The following is a 16746-nucleotide window of genomic DNA, read 5'->3' as shown; positions in this document are numbered from 1 at the left end:
TATTAACTTAAAATAGATTTTATCCCAAAAATAACAACAAAAACAAAACTGACTATACTAACTATTAATATATAGTCAATTTTGTCTAAACCTTCATAATTCTTCTCTTCCTTCAATAGAAAAGAAAGGGAATTTAAATATTGATTATACTTTGCAAACTTTCCTTGCAACCCATTCATTAAAAATTGTCTTTCTTTTCTTGTTATTGGGAATTTATCTATCTGATCTAAAACCTGCTCCAAGCTAAATACTAATGGATTATACTCATTCCTTCCTATCAAAGCTACCATAATCATAGTTACACTAAACAATGTACTTTCATCTTGATTATATTTACCTTTTACCTTCCAAGAATTTATATTGTAGGTGGGAGTGTACTCTTTAGTAGGCATGCCTTCTTCTGTTAAACTTCCAAAATCCACGAAATATATCATCCCTTTTATATCTATGATTATGTTCTCCAATTTAATATCCGTATATCTATAGCCTAATCCATTGATTTTTTCCATGATATTCACTAAAATATATCCTATTTTAAATATTTTCTTTGCAGCAATTTCTTTATTGCTACCTATTTCCTTTAGGTTCTTCCCTTGAATAAAATCCATTACAATAAAATAATGTTTTTTCTTACCGGTCTGCCAATCATCAAAGTCATATACCTCTGGTATAAAAGGGAGGTCTTTCAATTTTAACATTGCATTGTATTCATTAGTTGAGGAAAACAAATCTTCTGAAATTTTAACAGCCCTTATATTCCCCTTTTTATCTGTTGCCCTATATACTTTCCCAAAATTACCAGAACCTATTAGTTGGATAAGTTTATATTCGTTTCTATTCCATTTCCCTTTTATTATCATTAGACCACCTATACTATATATTGGTTAATAGAATATTCTTCCTCTTCTGCAAATGCCTTTATTGCTCCCTCAAGGGCATAACCTGTAGGAGTAGTACCACCTGTATCTATATTTTCAATTTTCTCTTTTAGTTCATCTATATCCATTGTAAAATCACATAGTAGCTGATAATATCCGTCTTTGCCTGGAAATGTCATAAACCCTACATGATTTTCTCCCTTTCTTTCTTTTAAAAACATCAACAATTCTAATACACTTTTTCTAGCTATGTTAATTTTATTTTTCATACTACCGCTTGTATCTAAAAGAATTAAGCATTTTAAATTAATTTCATTTCCTATTTTATCTATCATATTGATTATTTTATTTCTGTCATTAGGATTTATTTCATTTAGGTCAACATCCATTAGTTCTTTAAGTTCATTACTTACTACTTCCTCTATAGAGCTATAAACAGAATTAATAGTAACTCTACTTAATGTTTCTGAAAGATTGTCTAGGCTGGTTAGTTCACATACCCCTCCACCTCTTTCTGCCATACTTTCCAGTTCCAATATAGAATCCTTATTTCTATTATTATCAATAATCCCTATAGTATTTACCCTTATGTTGTTAGTTAGGGCCAGCTCGGCCATATCGGATGGATCTGGTCCTACATTAGATTGACCATCAGATATAACTATAATTTGATCTAACATGTTTTACCTCCTTTAATTTTTACTTGGATTATTGACAAGTTTTAAAAATATATTCACTTTTTCTCTATACCGTCTTCCAAACCTTTGTTACTAATAAAGTCATATCGTCTTTTATCTTACCATTACTTGCTTGTTTAACCGCTTCCATTATTTCATCAGCAATTTTCTTCGGATTTAAACTGTCTATTCCACCAATTACATCCTTCATCCACCTTTCTCCATTTTCTGTTGCTTCATTAGCTTCTAATACACCATCAGACATCATTATAATAATGTCTCCATCATCCAAATATTTTTCATAAACATTGAAGTCTACATCTTTTAAAATCCCTACTGGCAGTGATTGACAATTTATTATTTCTACCCTGTCTTTTTTTCTAATAAAAGTAGCTGGTGCCCCTGTTTTAATTATCTGTAATTTCCCAGAGTATAAATCTATTAAAGATATATCAAATGTTGTAAATACCTCATCGTTGGATTTTAACATTAATATGGAATTAATGGTTTTTAGGGCCAATTCCTTATCAAATTTAGCTTCTAGAAACTTTTCTAATAAATTTATTGCTATACTACTTTCATTATTAGCTTTTCTGCCTATTCCCATGCCATCACTTAAAGCCACAAAATAGCTGTTTTCTCCTTCTCCAAAGGTATAATTATCGCCTGATACTTCATTATAATAATTAGTTTTTGAAACTATTTCTGTTAAAGCATTATATCGATTACATCTTATTAATTTGAATCTTTGTCTCTCCTTCTTTGATTGGCTCATATTAAATTCTCCTTTTAGTGGAATCCCCAAAGTATCTGAGACTATTCTTCTAATATTGTCTTGACTATTTTCTTTTTTATAGGGTTTGTCCACTTCTACATATACTTCAATATTATGGTCTTCTAATTCTGCTACAATTACATCTCTTGCGTTTACCTTATTGTTTTTTAAATTAGTCAATACTTTTTCTTCAACATCTTCTTTAAAAATGGGATTAATGTATATATCTTTAGCCATATCTTCCATTATTTTTGATATTCCTTCTAATTGTTCAGAGACTAATAATCTATTTTCAATTATCTTATCTTTCCACATATTGTTGATCTTAAGATTTTCAAAATGCCTTTGTATTTCCTTGATTATTTCATCTTTATTTATACAATAGTCCTTTATAAAGGAAGGTAAATTTTCATCTTTTAAGGGTATCTTCTCTTCCAATAAGCTTACCGTCTTAAACATAGAATGGTATGTAGTATAAAATCCTTCTTCCCAACAAAACTTCTTCATCCCACAGTTAGAACAAATAGAATTAGCGACATCATCGATTAATTCGTAAACTTCCTTAACATTATTAATATTATTATTCTCTATTGAATTTTTAAAAGTTTGGCCTAATTCTTTAAATACTTCTGATATTTCATTCAATCTTTTTACCGTCATTTCATCCTTCCTATGGGAATAATTTTTTACTTTAGACCTTTTTGTTATAAACTCCATATTACTAAATATATAACCTTCTAGTGGCTTATATAGAAAACTAAAAAGAACAATAGATATAATCAATTCTTTTATATATAAAAAACTTGTTCCATAACCATTTATATAAAAAGATATAATTCCATTCCCTAATAAAAATCCCAAAACAGAGCCTGTCCTACCTAAATCTTTAAAAACTCCAGCTAACAAGCCTGCTAGTCCATATATAGCAAGAAGAAATGGCATTTCTGGTTGAGATACGTAGGATATCATCCCTAGAATCATTCCTACAGTTCCTCCTATAAAAGCTCCTTCTGTATACCCAAAAAATAGAATACATAATATACTTATTATATTTTTAATAGAAGCACCAAATAAAGAAATATTGTGAAAACCTGAGAGTATTAAGGCTAAAGTTATAAAAGCGCATATAATTCGTTCATTGGTATATATGCTACCCATTGCTTCTGCAGAAAAGCTATATAGAAAAATATATGTTAGAGTAAATACTACTAGTCCTTCAAATATGATGATGAATAAGTCGTAAACAAATATATTGTTTAATGTTAATAAAAATACAGATTTAATAAGTACAAAAATGATCCCTGTTATAATGGATGATTTTATTGATGAAAAAGTTTTTACTGATTTAACTCGATTAAATATAATCCAAATAGTCAGCATTGCGACAATATAGTCTATTCCATTTAATCCATGAAAAGAAATTAATCCTAATATAGAAAAAACACAAACAAAAATATTGGATCTTCCCGATAAGATGTAAGCAGCCATAAAAGTTAAACCAAATGGCGTCAATTTATCGATTATACTTGCTCTGCTAATGAAGAAAGCTAAAATAACAGGTAGTACATAACTCCAATTAATAACAAATGGACTTTCCTTCTTTTTCCCCTTAGCTGAAACATATTCTGTATTTAGCATTTCTATTCCCCCTATTTCTTAATCTTTTAAATACATACTATCAAAATTAGGGAAAATATTTTGTCAATACTTCTTGCTAAAACATAAGAAATTTTTGACATAATAGATTCATATATTCTATTATTTTCTAATCTAAAGAAAGAAAAAGATAGGGCTTGTTCTTGTAAAAATAGAGGTTCAAATCCTTAATGGAAAACAAATACATCTGATGTATATTTTTGTTTGAAGTCTTGCATATATCACTACAATCTAAATATCCACTTAATATAGTTTAATATAAATTTAAGGTTAAGTTGAAAAAAACAAATAAAAAAACCGGATTAATCCGGTTTTATAAGTCCATGCTTTTCCCTCTATACCTTTGGCCAAGTCCTCTCCTACCTTCCCTCATCTTTAGCTGATCTTGTTTTTCATTACTATCCTTTAAGAACTTAGACAACTTATCTTCAAAAGACATGTACTTTTGCTTTTCATCAGTTTTATTCCAATCGATTTCAACAGGATTGTTTGTTTTAGGTTTGGCTTGTCTAATGGAAAGGCTTATTTTCCCATCCTCAGATATTGATAAGATTTTCACTTTAACTTTTTGGTCTTTTTTCAAGTAGTCGGCTACCTTTTCAACATAGTCATCAGATATTTCAGAAATATGCACCAATCCACTTTCCCCTTGGGGCAATTGAACAAAGGCACCAAAATTCGTAATACCTGTGACTCTGCCCTCAACTACTTTTCCAACAGTTACGGGCATAAATAAACAATTCCTCCTTATAAAAAATATATTCTTACTCTAGTATATATTAGAAAACCATTATTGTCAATGAATTCTACCTTTTAAAGAAGCTAAACGGACTTTTATCCTTTTTCTTATCTATATAAATTATTTCCCTAGGTCTAACCATTCTTAGATCTTCCCTAGCAATCTTTTCAACAAATGTTAAAGAATCTTTGTTTTTAATCTCTTCATTTAATTCCTCTATATCTTTTTCAAGCTGAGCAATCTCCTCTTCCTCTTCTAGCTTTTTACTAGTTAAATCCTTGATCATAACGCTTTGGCTGATCAAAGTTTTACCAATCCAAAAAACTAAGAATAAAATTATTAAATGTCTTAATCTAAAACCTGCTTTTCTCCTTCCTTTTCTTTTCATATTACCACCACCTACATAATATATTCTACATTCTTTTAAAAAATCCTTTATTTTTTATTAGATATAATTTTTTTATATCTCTTTATTTCATTTATTGCTTCACTAGGAACTTTTCTTATTCTATTTATCTTTTTTATCTTAGGAGATAAAACATTCTTAATTTTTCTAAAAGGTAAGCTAATGGTTCTAAAAATACGACTAATTATAGTAATAATTCCTTTAAATAATTTTACCCACAATGGAAATATCAGTTTGCTCAACAATTTCAGGTAAATAAATCCCCCTAGAAAGAAACCGATAAAAATATATCCTCTTAAACTTGCCCAGTTACTTTTATTTATAATATAAAAAAATATAAATGATATCCCTATCCAAAATAATAAATCTTCTAAGATAGTAACTATTTTCTTTGGTTTGAAATAATACCTAGTAATCCTATATATATCATAGGCTAAGCCCGATATCAATCCTCCATATATAGAAGTTAAAAATATATAAAGCTGAATTTTTATTGTAGTATCCATACCTTACCCCTTACCTTATTTAAAAATCTTCCCAATAATATTTCCTTTCTGAGATAATTCCTTATCTATATAATTAATTCCATTGATTATCCCATCTATTTTTATATTCCCATCATCTAAATTTAATTTACCTACATTAAGTCCTTCTCCTTTTATAACCATACCTCCTTTTATTGTTCTAAGAATAATAGTATTATCATTGAAACTATCCACTTGTTCTACTCCCGTAATAGTAACTCTATTCCTATCTTCTACTAATATATTCTGATTTTTAAAATTCACCTTTGTTTCAGTCAATCCAATCCCCTCCCACTCTATTCTTTACTAATATTTATGAAAAAAAAAAGGCTTTTAGAACAAAGCCTTTAATCTATAGTTTTATATAATTCTTCTGCTTCATCTTTCTTAACATTATCATCAACTTTCAATACTTCAATCTTCATAGAGCCTGTACCAAAGTTGATTTGCACTATATCCCCTATCTTAACTTCATCTCCAGGCTTAGCTAATTTTTCATTTATATAAATCCTCCCCTGTTCACAAGCTTCTTTAGCTACAGTTCGCCTTTTGATTATTCTAGAATTCTTTAAGTATTTATCTATTCTCATGAAGCCACCTCCTTACTATGAAAAAAATCAGGTCTTAGACCTGATTTTTACTTATTTACAGCTTCCTTTAATCCTTTTCCTGCTTTAAATACAGGAGCTTTTGAAGCTGGTATTTGGATTACTTCTTCTGGGTTTCTTGGATTTCTACCTTCTCTTGCTTTCCTATCTCTTACTTCAAAGGTTCCAAATCCAACTAATTGTACTTTGTCACCACCAGCTAAAGTTTCTTCTACTACTTCCATGAAAGCATTTAATGCACTTTCTGCATCCTTTTTAGTTAAATTACTTTTTTCTGCTATGCTAGCAACTAGTTCAGCTTTATTCATAGTTAATTCCTCCTCTTATCCTAATCTTAATAATACTCTACTTAAGTTATTCTATACTGATTTTAAAAATCCTTCTTAAAACAATATATTTTTTGCCAAATTGCTAAAATATATGTAATTTAGCTTCATTCCATAGTATATCCATTTCTTCTAAAGTCATTTCTTCTAATTTTTTACCCATTTTTCTACTCTTTATTTCCATAATTTCAAACCTGTCAATAAATTTATTTACTGTTCTATTTAATGCAACTTCCGGATTAATATTTAAAAATCTACATACATTGACTACAGCAAATAATAAATCTCCTAATTCTACTTCTAACTTCTCAACATCACCACCTTTAAAGGCATTAATAGATTCAATAACCTCATAATATTCTTCCTTTACCTTGTCTAGGGCTCCATCTACACTCTCCCAATCAAATCCTATTTGTCCTGCCCTTTCTTGAATTTTATAGCTTCTCATCAATGAAGGAAGTTTAGGTATATCTTTTAATATACCGGTATAAGTTGATATTCCTCTTTCCTTATACTTTAGTTTATTCCAATTATATATTACTTCGTCAGATTTTTCTACTTTTTTTTCACTAAATACATGAGGATGTCGAAAAATTAATTTTTTATTGAGTTCAGTTGTAATATGGTAAAGGTTAAATATTCCTTCTTCTGAGGCTATTTGGCAATGAAAGATTATCTGAAAAAGAAGGTCTCCTAGTTCTTCAACAAGTCCATCCCTATCTTCTCTATCAATTGCATCCACTACCTCATAAGCTTCTTCAATAATAGATTGCCTTATAGACTCATGGGTCTGCTTAGAATCCCAAGGACATCCTTTCTCGCTTCGTAATAACTTCATTGTATTAATAATATCGGCAACATCATATATTTTTTTAATTATTTTATCCACTTTGGGAATATATATACTAGTTAAAGAGTCTATCTCATCAATTCTATCTAATTCATACATAGGAATTTTATAAAGTTTCTCTTCTCCCTTTATTCCTGCCCTATTGACTATATATATTTCATATTCATCCCCATATACTTCCGAAAGCACAAGCTTTATGTCGGAAGCGACTCTCCTATTATACACTTGTGTTATAATATAATCAATATTAATATCGATATCATTAAAATCAAATACAGTTCCATCAACTATTTTAAGACCGTTGTTAATAGGGTCTCTCTTTATTAGTTCAATTGTAGGTTCTATAAAACTAACACCTGTTAATATTTCCACCTCTAAATTCTCATCTTTTCTTTCTAGTAGAAGCTCTACTGTTTTCTCTGCAACCATAGGGTTACCCGGAACTAAATAATTAATAGATTTATAAGTCTTAGCCTTATTAATCAAATCATTTACTATATATTTATATACATCTAAAAATCCTTCTTCCTTTTCATAAACATAATCATAGGACTGGTATTCTATATTATTTACTTTAAAATATTCTACTGTAGGGTGTTTCTCTGTCCTTAAAAAGTTTTTATCTCCACTTTCTATTCTTTTTACTACACCTAAAGTTAGAGATTCCACATCACCAGGCCCTAAACCTAAAATATATATTTTACTCATATTTATTCTCCTTCGTTTAATAAAATTAACTTCTCATTAACTTAAACTTTACCAATAGGTTAGCAATTTTATCTCCTTTTGGCAATAGTTTGAAATCTTCATAGGTTAATGAACCAGTTAGTATAAGAAGTATAAAATAAGTTATTGCTGCAAAGATTATAGCTAGTATAGTAGATAGTTTATCTCCAATAATATTAATTAAGCTGGTATGAACTAATTTTGCAACTAATAACATCCCTATAGATGATGTCAAAGGTTTTAAAAATATTTCTCTAAAACTCAATTTTAATCTAGTATACTTCCGAACAGCCATTAAGTCAAGGATTGCAGCAATCAAATAGGCGGCTACAGTAGATACGGCTGCTCCTTTTACATTTATGGTTCTAATTCCTGTTAGGGTATAGGTTAAAAATACTTTAACTGCCGCCCCTATAGCTAAATTGACTACAGGTACTAATGGTTTCCCTAATCCTTGCAATATAGCCGTTAAGGACTGGACTAAAGTCAAAAATATAACCCCGAAAGAAAGTATGGATAATATTTCTCCAGTACTAATTATTTCCCATTTGCTTAATTTAAAATATAATAATCCAATAATAGGTTTTGCAAGGATAAACAATCCCAAAGCAGCAGGCAAACCAATTAACAAGGTAATTCTTATGCCTGAAGCGGTAATATTTCTAATTGCTTTATAGTTTTTCTTCATATTAGCAGTAGCAATGGCTGGAACTAAAGATATCGCTAAAGCTGTAGAAAAAATTAAGGGTAAATTGATTAAAGTTTGGGCATGCCCTGTAAGTTGACCATATAGAGCATTGGCTTCCTCCTTAGTAAACCCTATGCTACTCAATCGTTTAAACACCAATAATGTATCTATAGAGTTCATTATGGGAACTATAGCTGCCCCTATAGTTATGGGAATAGCTATGATCAATAAATCCTTTATTATTTTATTTACTGATTCTTCTTCTGCTTCTAAACTATTTTTTATTTCCTCTCCAATATCTCGTCTTTTAAATATATACATGAATATCATTGTTATAGCACCTGTTATAGCCCCTATGGAACCTCCAAAGGATGCTCCTCCTGCTGCTATGGGCAACCCTCTATCTAATAAATAATAGGTCACCAATAACCCTGCAACAACCCTAAAAAGCTGCTCCACAATCTGAGATAGTGCAGTTGGCGTCATAGTCTGTCTTCCTTGGAAATATCCTCTGAAAGCTGCCATAATAGGCACAAAGAATAGAGCTGGTACCAATGCTATAAGAGCATAATAAGCATCTTCATTCCCTAAGGATTCGACAATGTTTTTGGCATTAACAAAAACAAATAATGAAGTAAGTGCGCCAGCTATCAATAATCCTAAAAATGCTACCTTAAATACCTTATGAGCTCCCCTATGATCCTCTATGGCCCTTTTTTCCGAAACCAACTTTGCTACAGCTACGGGGAAACCTGCAGTTGATATAGTTAGCAGTAGTACATAAAGAGGATAAGCAGTTTGATAATATCCTATCCCTTCGCTTCCAAGTATATTGTTAAGAGGTATCCTATAAAAGGCCCCAAGTATTTTAACTATGGCACCAGCAATTCCAAGAATGGCCGCTCCCTTTAAAAAATTGTCCTTCGTCATTACATTTCCCCCTAATATTTAATACAAACTAAACCTATTATACCAAAAATATATTTAATATAATATAGTATTATAACATGGAAAACCAATATTATATATTTTAAGCACCTAATAGCTGCTAAATAATATAGCCTACCAAATTTGGTAGGCTCTTTTAGCTTTCCATCTGTTTTGACAAAAATCCTGCTGCTGTTTCTAATAACTTTGCTTCAGTTTCACCCATAATTACATTAGGCTCTTTTGACATTAAGATTACAGCTCCTATAGGATCTCCTTGCATGATTATTGGTGCTATTACTTGTGCTGTATATACATCGGGACTTTCATCTTCATAAAATAATTTAATAGGCTTATCTGTATCTTTTGTTAAATAAGTATTTCTTGATTCCATAATTCGCTCTAATTCTGGACTAATTCTTTTTTCAAGATACTCTTTTTTAGAGCCCCCAGCAACAGCAATTATATGATCCCTATCTGAAATAATAGCAGTAAATGTAGTAGCTTCATACAAGGACTCACAATACTCATTAGCAAATTCGTTTAATTCTCCAATAGGAGAATATTTTTTAAGTATCACTTCTCCTTCTCTATCTGTAAATATTTCTAATGGATCTCCTTCTCTTATTCTTAAGGTCCTCCTGATTTCTTTAGGTATAACAACTCTTCCTAAATCATCAATACGTCTAACTATACCTGTTGCCTTCATCTTTTCCCTCCTCAAGAAAATTTGTTGTGTATTTATTATTTTACTAATAGGAATTTTTTATACATTTATGGTAATCTTAAGTTAAAGTATTTACATTAATTGAAAACCTCCACTAAAAAGTGGAGGTTTATTAGTCATTTTTGTTACTATCTCTATCTTTATCCATATATATTTTTATATTTGCCTTTTCCTTTAAGTCCAATATTTTTTCATTATGTTTCTTATATTTCAATGTTAGAATTACGTCCTCTTTTAAATCCTCATATCTATCTATCCTATCCTCTATTAGAATAATATGATATCCTACTTCCGTCTTAATCAATCCACTAATTTCACCTTTTTTTAATTTTAAAGCTACATCCCCAATGGATTTATACCCTTCTAATAATGAATCCCTTGTGAAATAACCCAAATCTCCACCTTGTACCGCTGAATCAATATCTGCTGATTCCATACCTACTAGATTGTGGAAATCCTCACCTTTTTTTAGTTTTTCCAATATTTTATTACCTTCTTCCTCAGTTCTAACTAAAATATGGCTGGCTCTAATTTTGATAAAGGAATCCTTGTTTTTATCAAAATATTCTTTGACTTCATCTTCTGGCAAATCTACTTTATTAAAAAAGTCTTCTCTATGTTTTTCAAAGGTTAAAACCCTTTTCAAATCTCTTTTAAAAGCTTCTTCTGTAATTCCGTTATTTTCTAAATATTCCTTATACTGCTCTTCTCCACCCATTTCGGCTATATATCGATCTTTAAGGGCTTCTTCTACTTCTTTGTCTGTAACCGCTATGTTCATCTCATCTAGGTCTTTATTTATTACCTTCTCAATTATTAATGTACCTAATAAATCTTCCCTTAATATATCTTCATAAACTTTATTATCTCCTACTTCTTGAGACAAAATATCTTCTCCAAATTGTTGTTGACGGACTTTTTTTGCAAGCTCAAAATCTTCATTAAATTCTTTCTGAGTGATTATTTCATCATCTACTTTAGCCACTATACCCTCTTCTTTTCCTTTATTTTCACATCCTGAAATAAACCAAGACATTAAACCGACGATTACTACTAATATTAAAAATCTTTTATTTAGTCTAAACACTCATAACATCCTCTCTAATAAGTATACTTATATTATATAGTATTTCTTAGATTATGGAAACCTCTAATTTTTTCAATTAATCTCTTTAAATCCATTAATACATCTCCATTAAATCTATAACTAAAAGAAGGAGTATTTGATAGATCAAAGCTTATCTTTCTTCCATATTCTTCAGATAGATAATGAATCAAATCTGGAGAAATATATTCCATAGAGCTAAATTCTAAGCTAATTATGTTTCTAGACTGACTAATACTTTTAATATGATATCTACTTGCATTATTCTTAATATAGGAAATGTCCATTAAGTTTTTTACTTCTTTAGGTATATCACCAAATCTATCAATTAATTCGTCTAATAGTTCACTATAATCCTCTTCCTCTATAATAGCTGCAATTTTTTTATAGATTTCAATCTTATGTTCCTCATCTTCAATATATTCTGACGGTATATACCCATCTACCGTTAAATCGATTGTAGTATCTATAGTCTCTTCAAAGATCTCGCCTTTCATTTTTTTAATGGTTTGATTTAAAAACTTAACATAGAGGTCATAACCTATAGCTTCAATATGTCCATGTTGCTCTACTCCCAATAGATTCCCTGCCCCTCTTATTTCTAAATCTCTCATGGCGATTTTAAATCCAGATCCAAATTCAGTAAAGTCCTTTATAGCTCTTAACCTTTTTTCTGCCACTTCAGTTAGAACTTTGTTTTTCTCATAAGTAAAATACGCATAGGCCACCTTATTTGTCCTTCCAACTCTCCCCTTTAATTGATAGAGCTGGGACAATCCCATTTTATCTGCATCATATATGATAATAGTATTTACATTAGATATATCTAATCCTGTTTCGATAATGGTTGTACACACTAGGACATCATACTCATTGGATATAAAATCCATCATAACTTTTTCCAATTCTCTTTCACTCATTTGACCATGGCCAACTGTAATCTTGGCTTCTGGCACCAATTCCTTTAAATGTATTGCTATCTTATCTATATTTTCTACCCTATTATATACAAAATAGACTTGCCCTCCCCTTTCTATTTCTTTTAAAATAGCCTCTCTAATCATCTGTTCGTTAAACTCTACTACATAGGTCTGTACAGGATATCTTTCTTCAGGAGGTTCATCTATTATGCTCATGTCCCTAATGCCTATTAAAGACATATGGAGAGTTCTAGGAATTGGTGTTGCTGTAAGAGTTAGTACATCTACATTTTCCTTCAATCTTTTCAAGCTTTCCTTATGTTTTACTCCAAACCGTTGTTCTTCATCTACTAGAAGGAGACCTAAATCTTTAAATATCACATCTTTCGATAGAAGCCTATGGGTACCTACTACAATATCTATAGTCCCCTTTCTGATTCCATCAATAGTATCTTTCTGCTCCTTTGCTGTTCTAAATCTACTTAACATAGCTGCTTTAATAGGGAAGCTGCCAAATCTTTCCATTATAGTGTTATAATGTTGTTGAGCTAATATGGTAGTAGGTACTAAAAATGCTACTTGTTTCCCATCCATTATAGCTTTAAAAGCAGCCCTTAAAGCTACTTCAGTTTTACCATATCCCACATCGCCACACAGTAATCGATCCATTGGTTTTTCTTTTTCCATATCTCTTTTAATCTCTTCTATGCTTTTTGTCTGGGCATCAGTTTCCTCATAGGGAAATAAATCTTCAAATTGGTTCTGCCAAACGGTATCCTTTGAAAAGGAAAAGCCTTTTTGACTCTCTCTCTTGGCATAAAGCTCCAACAAGTCCTTAGCCATATCTTCAACAGCCTTTTTTGCCTTCTGTTTAGTTCTGGCCCATTCTACGCTACTAAGTTTATTAACCTTAGGTTTAATAGAATCTGAACCTATATATTTTTGTATTAAATTCATCTGATCTATAGGCACGTATAATTTATCATTTCCCTTATATCTAATGGTCAAATAATCTTTGATTATCCCTTGAATATCTAATTGCTCAATTCCTTCATACTGACCAATACCATGATTTTCATGAACTACAAAATCCCCTATTTTCAAATCAGAAAAACTAACAGTTTCCCCTCTAGGTTTCCTTTTACCTTTTCTGCTTTCTTTAGAAGAGCCAAAAATTTCACCATCAGAAATAATGGCCATTTTAATATCTGGATATTCAAATCCTCCATTAATGCTTCCTGATGTGATGAAAACTTGATTCGATTTAATATGCCGATTACCATTTTCCACAAAACTACATAAAAGGCCTAGATCCATCAAAGCAGATTGGAGCCTTCTTCCTCTTTCTTCTGTTCCCGACAGTATTATAACCTTATATCCTCGATATTTATAATGTTCTAGCTCCTCCTTTAATAAATCCATATCATTATGGAAGGACTGCATAGACTTAGTTGTAAATCTTAATAGGGATTCAGGTTTTAGTTTAGGATCGTTTCTTAATAGGGCTGAATTAGTTATAGTAATTTTTCCTCTAATATTCTTTTCTATATCCCTATATTCATAATTAATATCCTCATGCCCTGGAAGAACTTCTCCTGCCTCTAGAACATAAGAATATCTAAGCATATATTGCTCTTTTATGGTTTTTACCCTTTCTTCTATTCTTCTTGGCTCATCAATAAATACTATACTATTATCTTTAAAGTAGCTAAGTATATTTGATAGATACTCATCAGGTATATAAGGAACAATCATATCCATATTAGAAATATATAGCTTCTCTTTTAATTCTTCGATGTAACCCATAAACTTATCTTCTATATTCCGTCTTGTTTTTGAGCTCTTTTCTAGTTTATTAGTTGCCTTTTTTAAGGCTCTTTCCATATTTTTTATGACGCTATTCCTATAATCATCTAACACCAATACTTCTTTTACTGGCGGTACAAATACAGATTCTACCATTTCCAAAGACCGTTGAGTACCTATGTCGAAAGTTCTTATTGAATCTATTTCATCATCAAACATCTCTATCCTATATGGGTTTTCACTGTTAGGTGGAAAGAAATCTACTATTCCTCCCCTTATACTAAACTGTCCTATGCCTTCAACCATGCTTTCCCTTTCATAACCACAAGTTATAAGTTGTGTAGATAATTTCTCCAACTCTATTCTAGTTCTAAGATCAATTTTAATTGATTTTTCTTTAAATATTATAGGATTTATAAGTTTATTCAATATCCCTTCAATATGAGCCACAACAATTATTGGATCTCCTTCAATTAAACGAGAAAGTACCTTTAACCTTTCATTAGTCCTTTCGGAACTAATAGCATCTACCTTATAAAACAAAATATCCCTATTAGGAAACTTTTCCACTAAATTAGTATCAAAATTTTTAATATCTTCATATATTCTTTTAGCTTTTCTTTCATCATGAGTAAGTATTAAAACCTGTTTACCTAAATCTTGATTTATGGCATAAGAAATATGCCCTATATTTTGATCAATAATCCCATAAGTTGATATAAGGGCTTTCTTTTCCTCTATATCCTTTATCAAGTTCTTATAAGAAGCTAAATTCTTCAAAGGATCAATGAACATATTTAGCATTATATCAGCGCTCCTTAATTTAAACATAGGCCTTAAGCCCAGGAATAGTTCCTGGGCTTAGTTTCCTTTCTTGTTAAATTCATTCATAGCTTTATTTATATCATAAGCTATAATAGTCTCCACAGCTAAAGCAGCCTTTTCTATAGCAAAATCTATATCTGCTCTTTCATCCTTATTAAATCTACTTAAAACAAAATCAGCTAAATCTTGTCCTTCTCTTTTATTTCCTATGCCAATCTTGACCCTTGGAAAATTTTCAGATTGTAAATGGTAAATTATTGATTTTAATCCATTATGAGAACCAGCACTACCTTTCTTTCTAATCCGAATATGCCCAAATTCTATATCTACATCATCTACTACAACTATAATATTCTCTAAGGGAATTTTATAAAAATTATACAAGCCTAGCACTGCCATACCACTATTATTCATATAAGTCTGAGGTTTAATAAGTAGGACTTTTTCACCACCAATAGTTCCTTCACCATATATAGACTTAAATTTTAGTTTGTTTATTACAATATTATTTCTATAAGCCAATAAGTCCATAGTATCGAATCCAACATTATGTCTAGTATGAAAATAATTCTTCCCTGGATTTCCTAATCCAACCACTACAAACAATTCATCACCTCTTGAATTAATCAAATAGTATACTTACGGATTCATTATAATGAATTCTTCTTATAGCTTCAGCAAATATTGGCGCTACACTTACTACCTCTATCTTGCCAATTTTTTTCTCCTCTGCTAAAGGTATAGTATCTGTCACTACAAACCTTTCTATAACTGAATTTTCAATTCTTTCTATAGCAGGTCCAGATAACACTGGATGGGTAGCACATCCGTATACGGTTTTTGCTCCAAAGTTTTTTAATACTTGAGCTGCTTTAGTTATAGTCCCAGCTGTATCTATTATATCATCTACGATTATTACATTTTTTCCTTCAATATCACCAATTACATTCATTACCTCCGAAACATTAGCTTTAGGCCTCCTCTTCTCGATAATAGCTATAGGAAGATCTAATAGATTAGCAAAATTTCTTGCTCTAGCTACTCCACCTAAATCTGGAGATACTACGACAGTTTCCCTGTCCACAATGTCTTTAAAATATTCTGCTAAAATAGGAACCCCAGATAAATGGTCAACAGGAAGATTAAAATAACCTTGAATTTGTCCAGCATGTAAATCCATACTTACAACCCTATCAATACCTGCTGTAGTTAGTAAATCGGCAATTAATTTAGCTGTAATAGGCTCTCTAGCTTTTGTTTTCCTATCCTGCCTTGCATATCCATAATACGGAATTACAGCGTTTATACGCCCTGCAGAAGCTCTTTTGAAAGCATCTATAAGTATTAATACTTCCATTAAATTATCATTCACTGGAGTACAAGTAGGCTGGATGATAAATAAATCGCTGCCTCTAACGGTCTCGTCAATATTTACAAATACTTCTCCATCACTAAACTTTCCTACTTCACAGCAACCAAAAGGAACATCTAACTCCTTACATATATTTTTCGCCAACTCCCTATGGGCATTTCCAGAAAAAACTTTAATTCTACCCTTTTGTAATTTCATTTCAAATTCCTCC

16 protein-coding genes are annotated in these 16746 nt (G+C 30.7%); all 16 read right to left on the bottom strand.

Annotated features, from left to right (window positions below; genetic code table 11):
- Positions 1-2: 2 nt before the first annotated feature.
- The gene (locus C3E89_RS02650; protein WP_236910950.1) at positions 3-860 is read right to left on the bottom strand and encodes a protein kinase domain-containing protein; all 858 of its coding nucleotides are present in this window, start codon (positions 858-860) and stop codon (positions 3-5) included.
- 8 nt (positions 861-868) lie between these two features.
- Entirely contained in the window at positions 869-1558 is a 690-nt protein-coding gene (locus C3E89_RS02645) for a vWA domain-containing protein (RefSeq protein ID WP_236910949.1), read from the bottom strand.
- Between the two features lie 64 nt (positions 1559-1622).
- On the bottom strand, positions 1623-3968 hold the full coding sequence (gene spoIIE / locus C3E89_RS02640) for a stage II sporulation protein E (RefSeq protein WP_236910948.1): 2346 nt from the start codon (positions 3966-3968) through the stop codon (positions 1623-1625).
- 331 nt (positions 3969-4299) lie between these two features.
- A complete protein-coding gene (locus C3E89_RS02635; RefSeq protein WP_236910947.1) occupies positions 4300-4716 on the bottom strand; it encodes a S1 RNA-binding domain-containing protein in 417 nt (138 codons plus the stop codon).
- Positions 4717-4792: 76 nt separating this feature from the next.
- Positions 4793-5113, bottom strand: a complete 321-nt coding sequence (locus C3E89_RS02630; protein ID WP_236910946.1) for an FtsB family cell division protein — start codon at positions 5111-5113, stop codon at positions 4793-4795.
- 47 nt (positions 5114-5160) lie between these two features.
- Positions 5161-5637 carry a spore cortex biosynthesis protein YabQ gene (gene yabQ, locus C3E89_RS02625; RefSeq protein WP_236910945.1) on the bottom strand — a complete coding sequence of 159 codons (477 nt, stop codon included), beginning with the start codon at positions 5635-5637 and terminating at the stop codon, positions 5161-5163.
- Between the two features lie 15 nt (positions 5638-5652).
- On the bottom strand, positions 5653-5934 hold the full coding sequence (gene yabP, locus C3E89_RS02620; protein ID WP_236910944.1) for a sporulation protein YabP: 282 nt from the start codon (positions 5932-5934) through the stop codon (positions 5653-5655).
- Between the two features lie 68 nt (positions 5935-6002).
- Positions 6003-6245, bottom strand: coding sequence for an RNA-binding S4 domain-containing protein (locus C3E89_RS02615; RefSeq protein ID WP_236910943.1), 243 nt, complete (start codon positions 6243-6245; stop codon positions 6003-6005).
- A gap of 47 nt (positions 6246-6292) precedes the next feature.
- Positions 6293-6571 (bottom strand): HU family DNA-binding protein, encoded by a 279-nt coding sequence (locus tag C3E89_RS02610; RefSeq protein WP_236910942.1) that lies wholly within the window; start codon positions 6569-6571, stop codon positions 6293-6295.
- A gap of 103 nt (positions 6572-6674) precedes the next feature.
- The gene (gene mazG, locus C3E89_RS02605) at positions 6675-8147 is read right to left on the bottom strand and encodes a nucleoside triphosphate pyrophosphohydrolase (RefSeq protein WP_236910941.1); all 1473 of its coding nucleotides are present in this window, start codon (positions 8145-8147) and stop codon (positions 6675-6677) included.
- A gap of 25 nt (positions 8148-8172) precedes the next feature.
- A complete protein-coding gene (locus tag C3E89_RS02600; RefSeq protein ID WP_236910940.1) occupies positions 8173-9783 on the bottom strand; it encodes a putative polysaccharide biosynthesis protein in 1611 nt (536 codons plus the stop codon).
- 154 nt (positions 9784-9937) lie between these two features.
- Positions 9938-10489, bottom strand: a complete 552-nt coding sequence (gene spoVT / locus C3E89_RS02595) for a stage V sporulation protein T (RefSeq protein ID WP_236910939.1) — start codon at positions 10487-10489, stop codon at positions 9938-9940.
- Between the two features lie 130 nt (positions 10490-10619).
- Positions 10620-11594 carry a SurA N-terminal domain-containing protein gene (locus C3E89_RS13415; RefSeq protein WP_236910938.1) on the bottom strand — a complete coding sequence of 325 codons (975 nt, stop codon included), beginning with the start codon at positions 11592-11594 and terminating at the stop codon, positions 10620-10622.
- A gap of 32 nt (positions 11595-11626) precedes the next feature.
- A complete protein-coding gene (mfd, locus tag C3E89_RS02585; protein WP_236910937.1) occupies positions 11627-15142 on the bottom strand; it encodes a transcription-repair coupling factor in 3516 nt (1171 codons plus the stop codon).
- 57 nt (positions 15143-15199) lie between these two features.
- Entirely contained in the window at positions 15200-15769 is a 570-nt protein-coding gene (gene pth, locus C3E89_RS02580) for an aminoacyl-tRNA hydrolase (RefSeq protein ID WP_236910936.1), read from the bottom strand.
- Positions 15770-15785: 16 nt separating this feature from the next.
- Positions 15786-16733, bottom strand: a complete 948-nt coding sequence (locus C3E89_RS02575) for a ribose-phosphate pyrophosphokinase (RefSeq protein WP_236910935.1) — start codon at positions 16731-16733, stop codon at positions 15786-15788.
- Positions 16734-16746 lie beyond the last annotated feature (13 nt).

It is taken from the genome of Clostridium sp. Cult1 (assembly GCF_021655095.1).
Lineage (GTDB): Bacteria > Bacillota > Clostridia > Tissierellales > Tepidimicrobiaceae > Schnuerera.
This window is presented reverse-complemented; position numbering and strand designations above follow the sequence as displayed.

Bases quoted from the DNA above. Each gene is read 5' to 3' on its own strand.
- mazG (WP_236910941.1), bottom strand. From the start codon at position 8,147: ATGAGTAAAATATATATTTTAGGTTTAGGGCCTGGTGATGTGGAATCT.
- C3E89_RS02600 (WP_236910940.1), bottom strand. From the start codon at position 9,783: ATGACGAAGGACAATTTTTTAAAGGGAGCGGCCATTCTTGGAATTGCT.
- C3E89_RS02630 (WP_236910946.1), bottom strand. From the start codon at position 5,113: ATGAAAAGAAAAGGAAGGAGAAAAGCAGGTTTTAGATTAAGACATTTA.
- spoVT (WP_236910939.1), bottom strand. From the start codon at position 10,489: ATGAAGGCAACAGGTATAGTTAGACGTATTGATGATTTAGGAAGAGTT.
- spoIIE (WP_236910948.1), bottom strand. From the start codon at position 3,968: ATGCTAAATACAGAATATGTTTCAGCTAAGGGGAAAAAGAAGGAAAGT.
- C3E89_RS02645 (WP_236910949.1), bottom strand. From the start codon at position 1,558: ATGTTAGATCAAATTATAGTTATATCTGATGGTCAATCTAATGTAGGA.
- C3E89_RS02615 (WP_236910943.1), bottom strand. From the start codon at position 6,245: ATGAGAATAGATAAATACTTAAAGAATTCTAGAATAATCAAAAGGCGA.
- C3E89_RS02575 (WP_236910935.1), bottom strand. From the start codon at position 16,733: ATGAAATTACAAAAGGGTAGAATTAAAGTTTTTTCTGGAAATGCCCAT.
- C3E89_RS02610 (WP_236910942.1), bottom strand. From the start codon at position 6,571: ATGAATAAAGCTGAACTAGTTGCTAGCATAGCAGAAAAAAGTAATTTA.
- yabQ (WP_236910945.1), bottom strand. From the start codon at position 5,637: ATGGATACTACAATAAAAATTCAGCTTTATATATTTTTAACTTCTATA.
- mfd (WP_236910937.1), bottom strand. From the start codon at position 15,142: ATGCTAAATATGTTCATTGATCCTTTGAAGAATTTAGCTTCTTATAAG.
- C3E89_RS02650 (WP_236910950.1), bottom strand. From the start codon at position 860: ATGATAATAAAAGGGAAATGGAATAGAAACGAATATAAACTTATCCAA.
- C3E89_RS02635 (WP_236910947.1), bottom strand. From the start codon at position 4,716: ATGCCCGTAACTGTTGGAAAAGTAGTTGAGGGCAGAGTCACAGGTATT.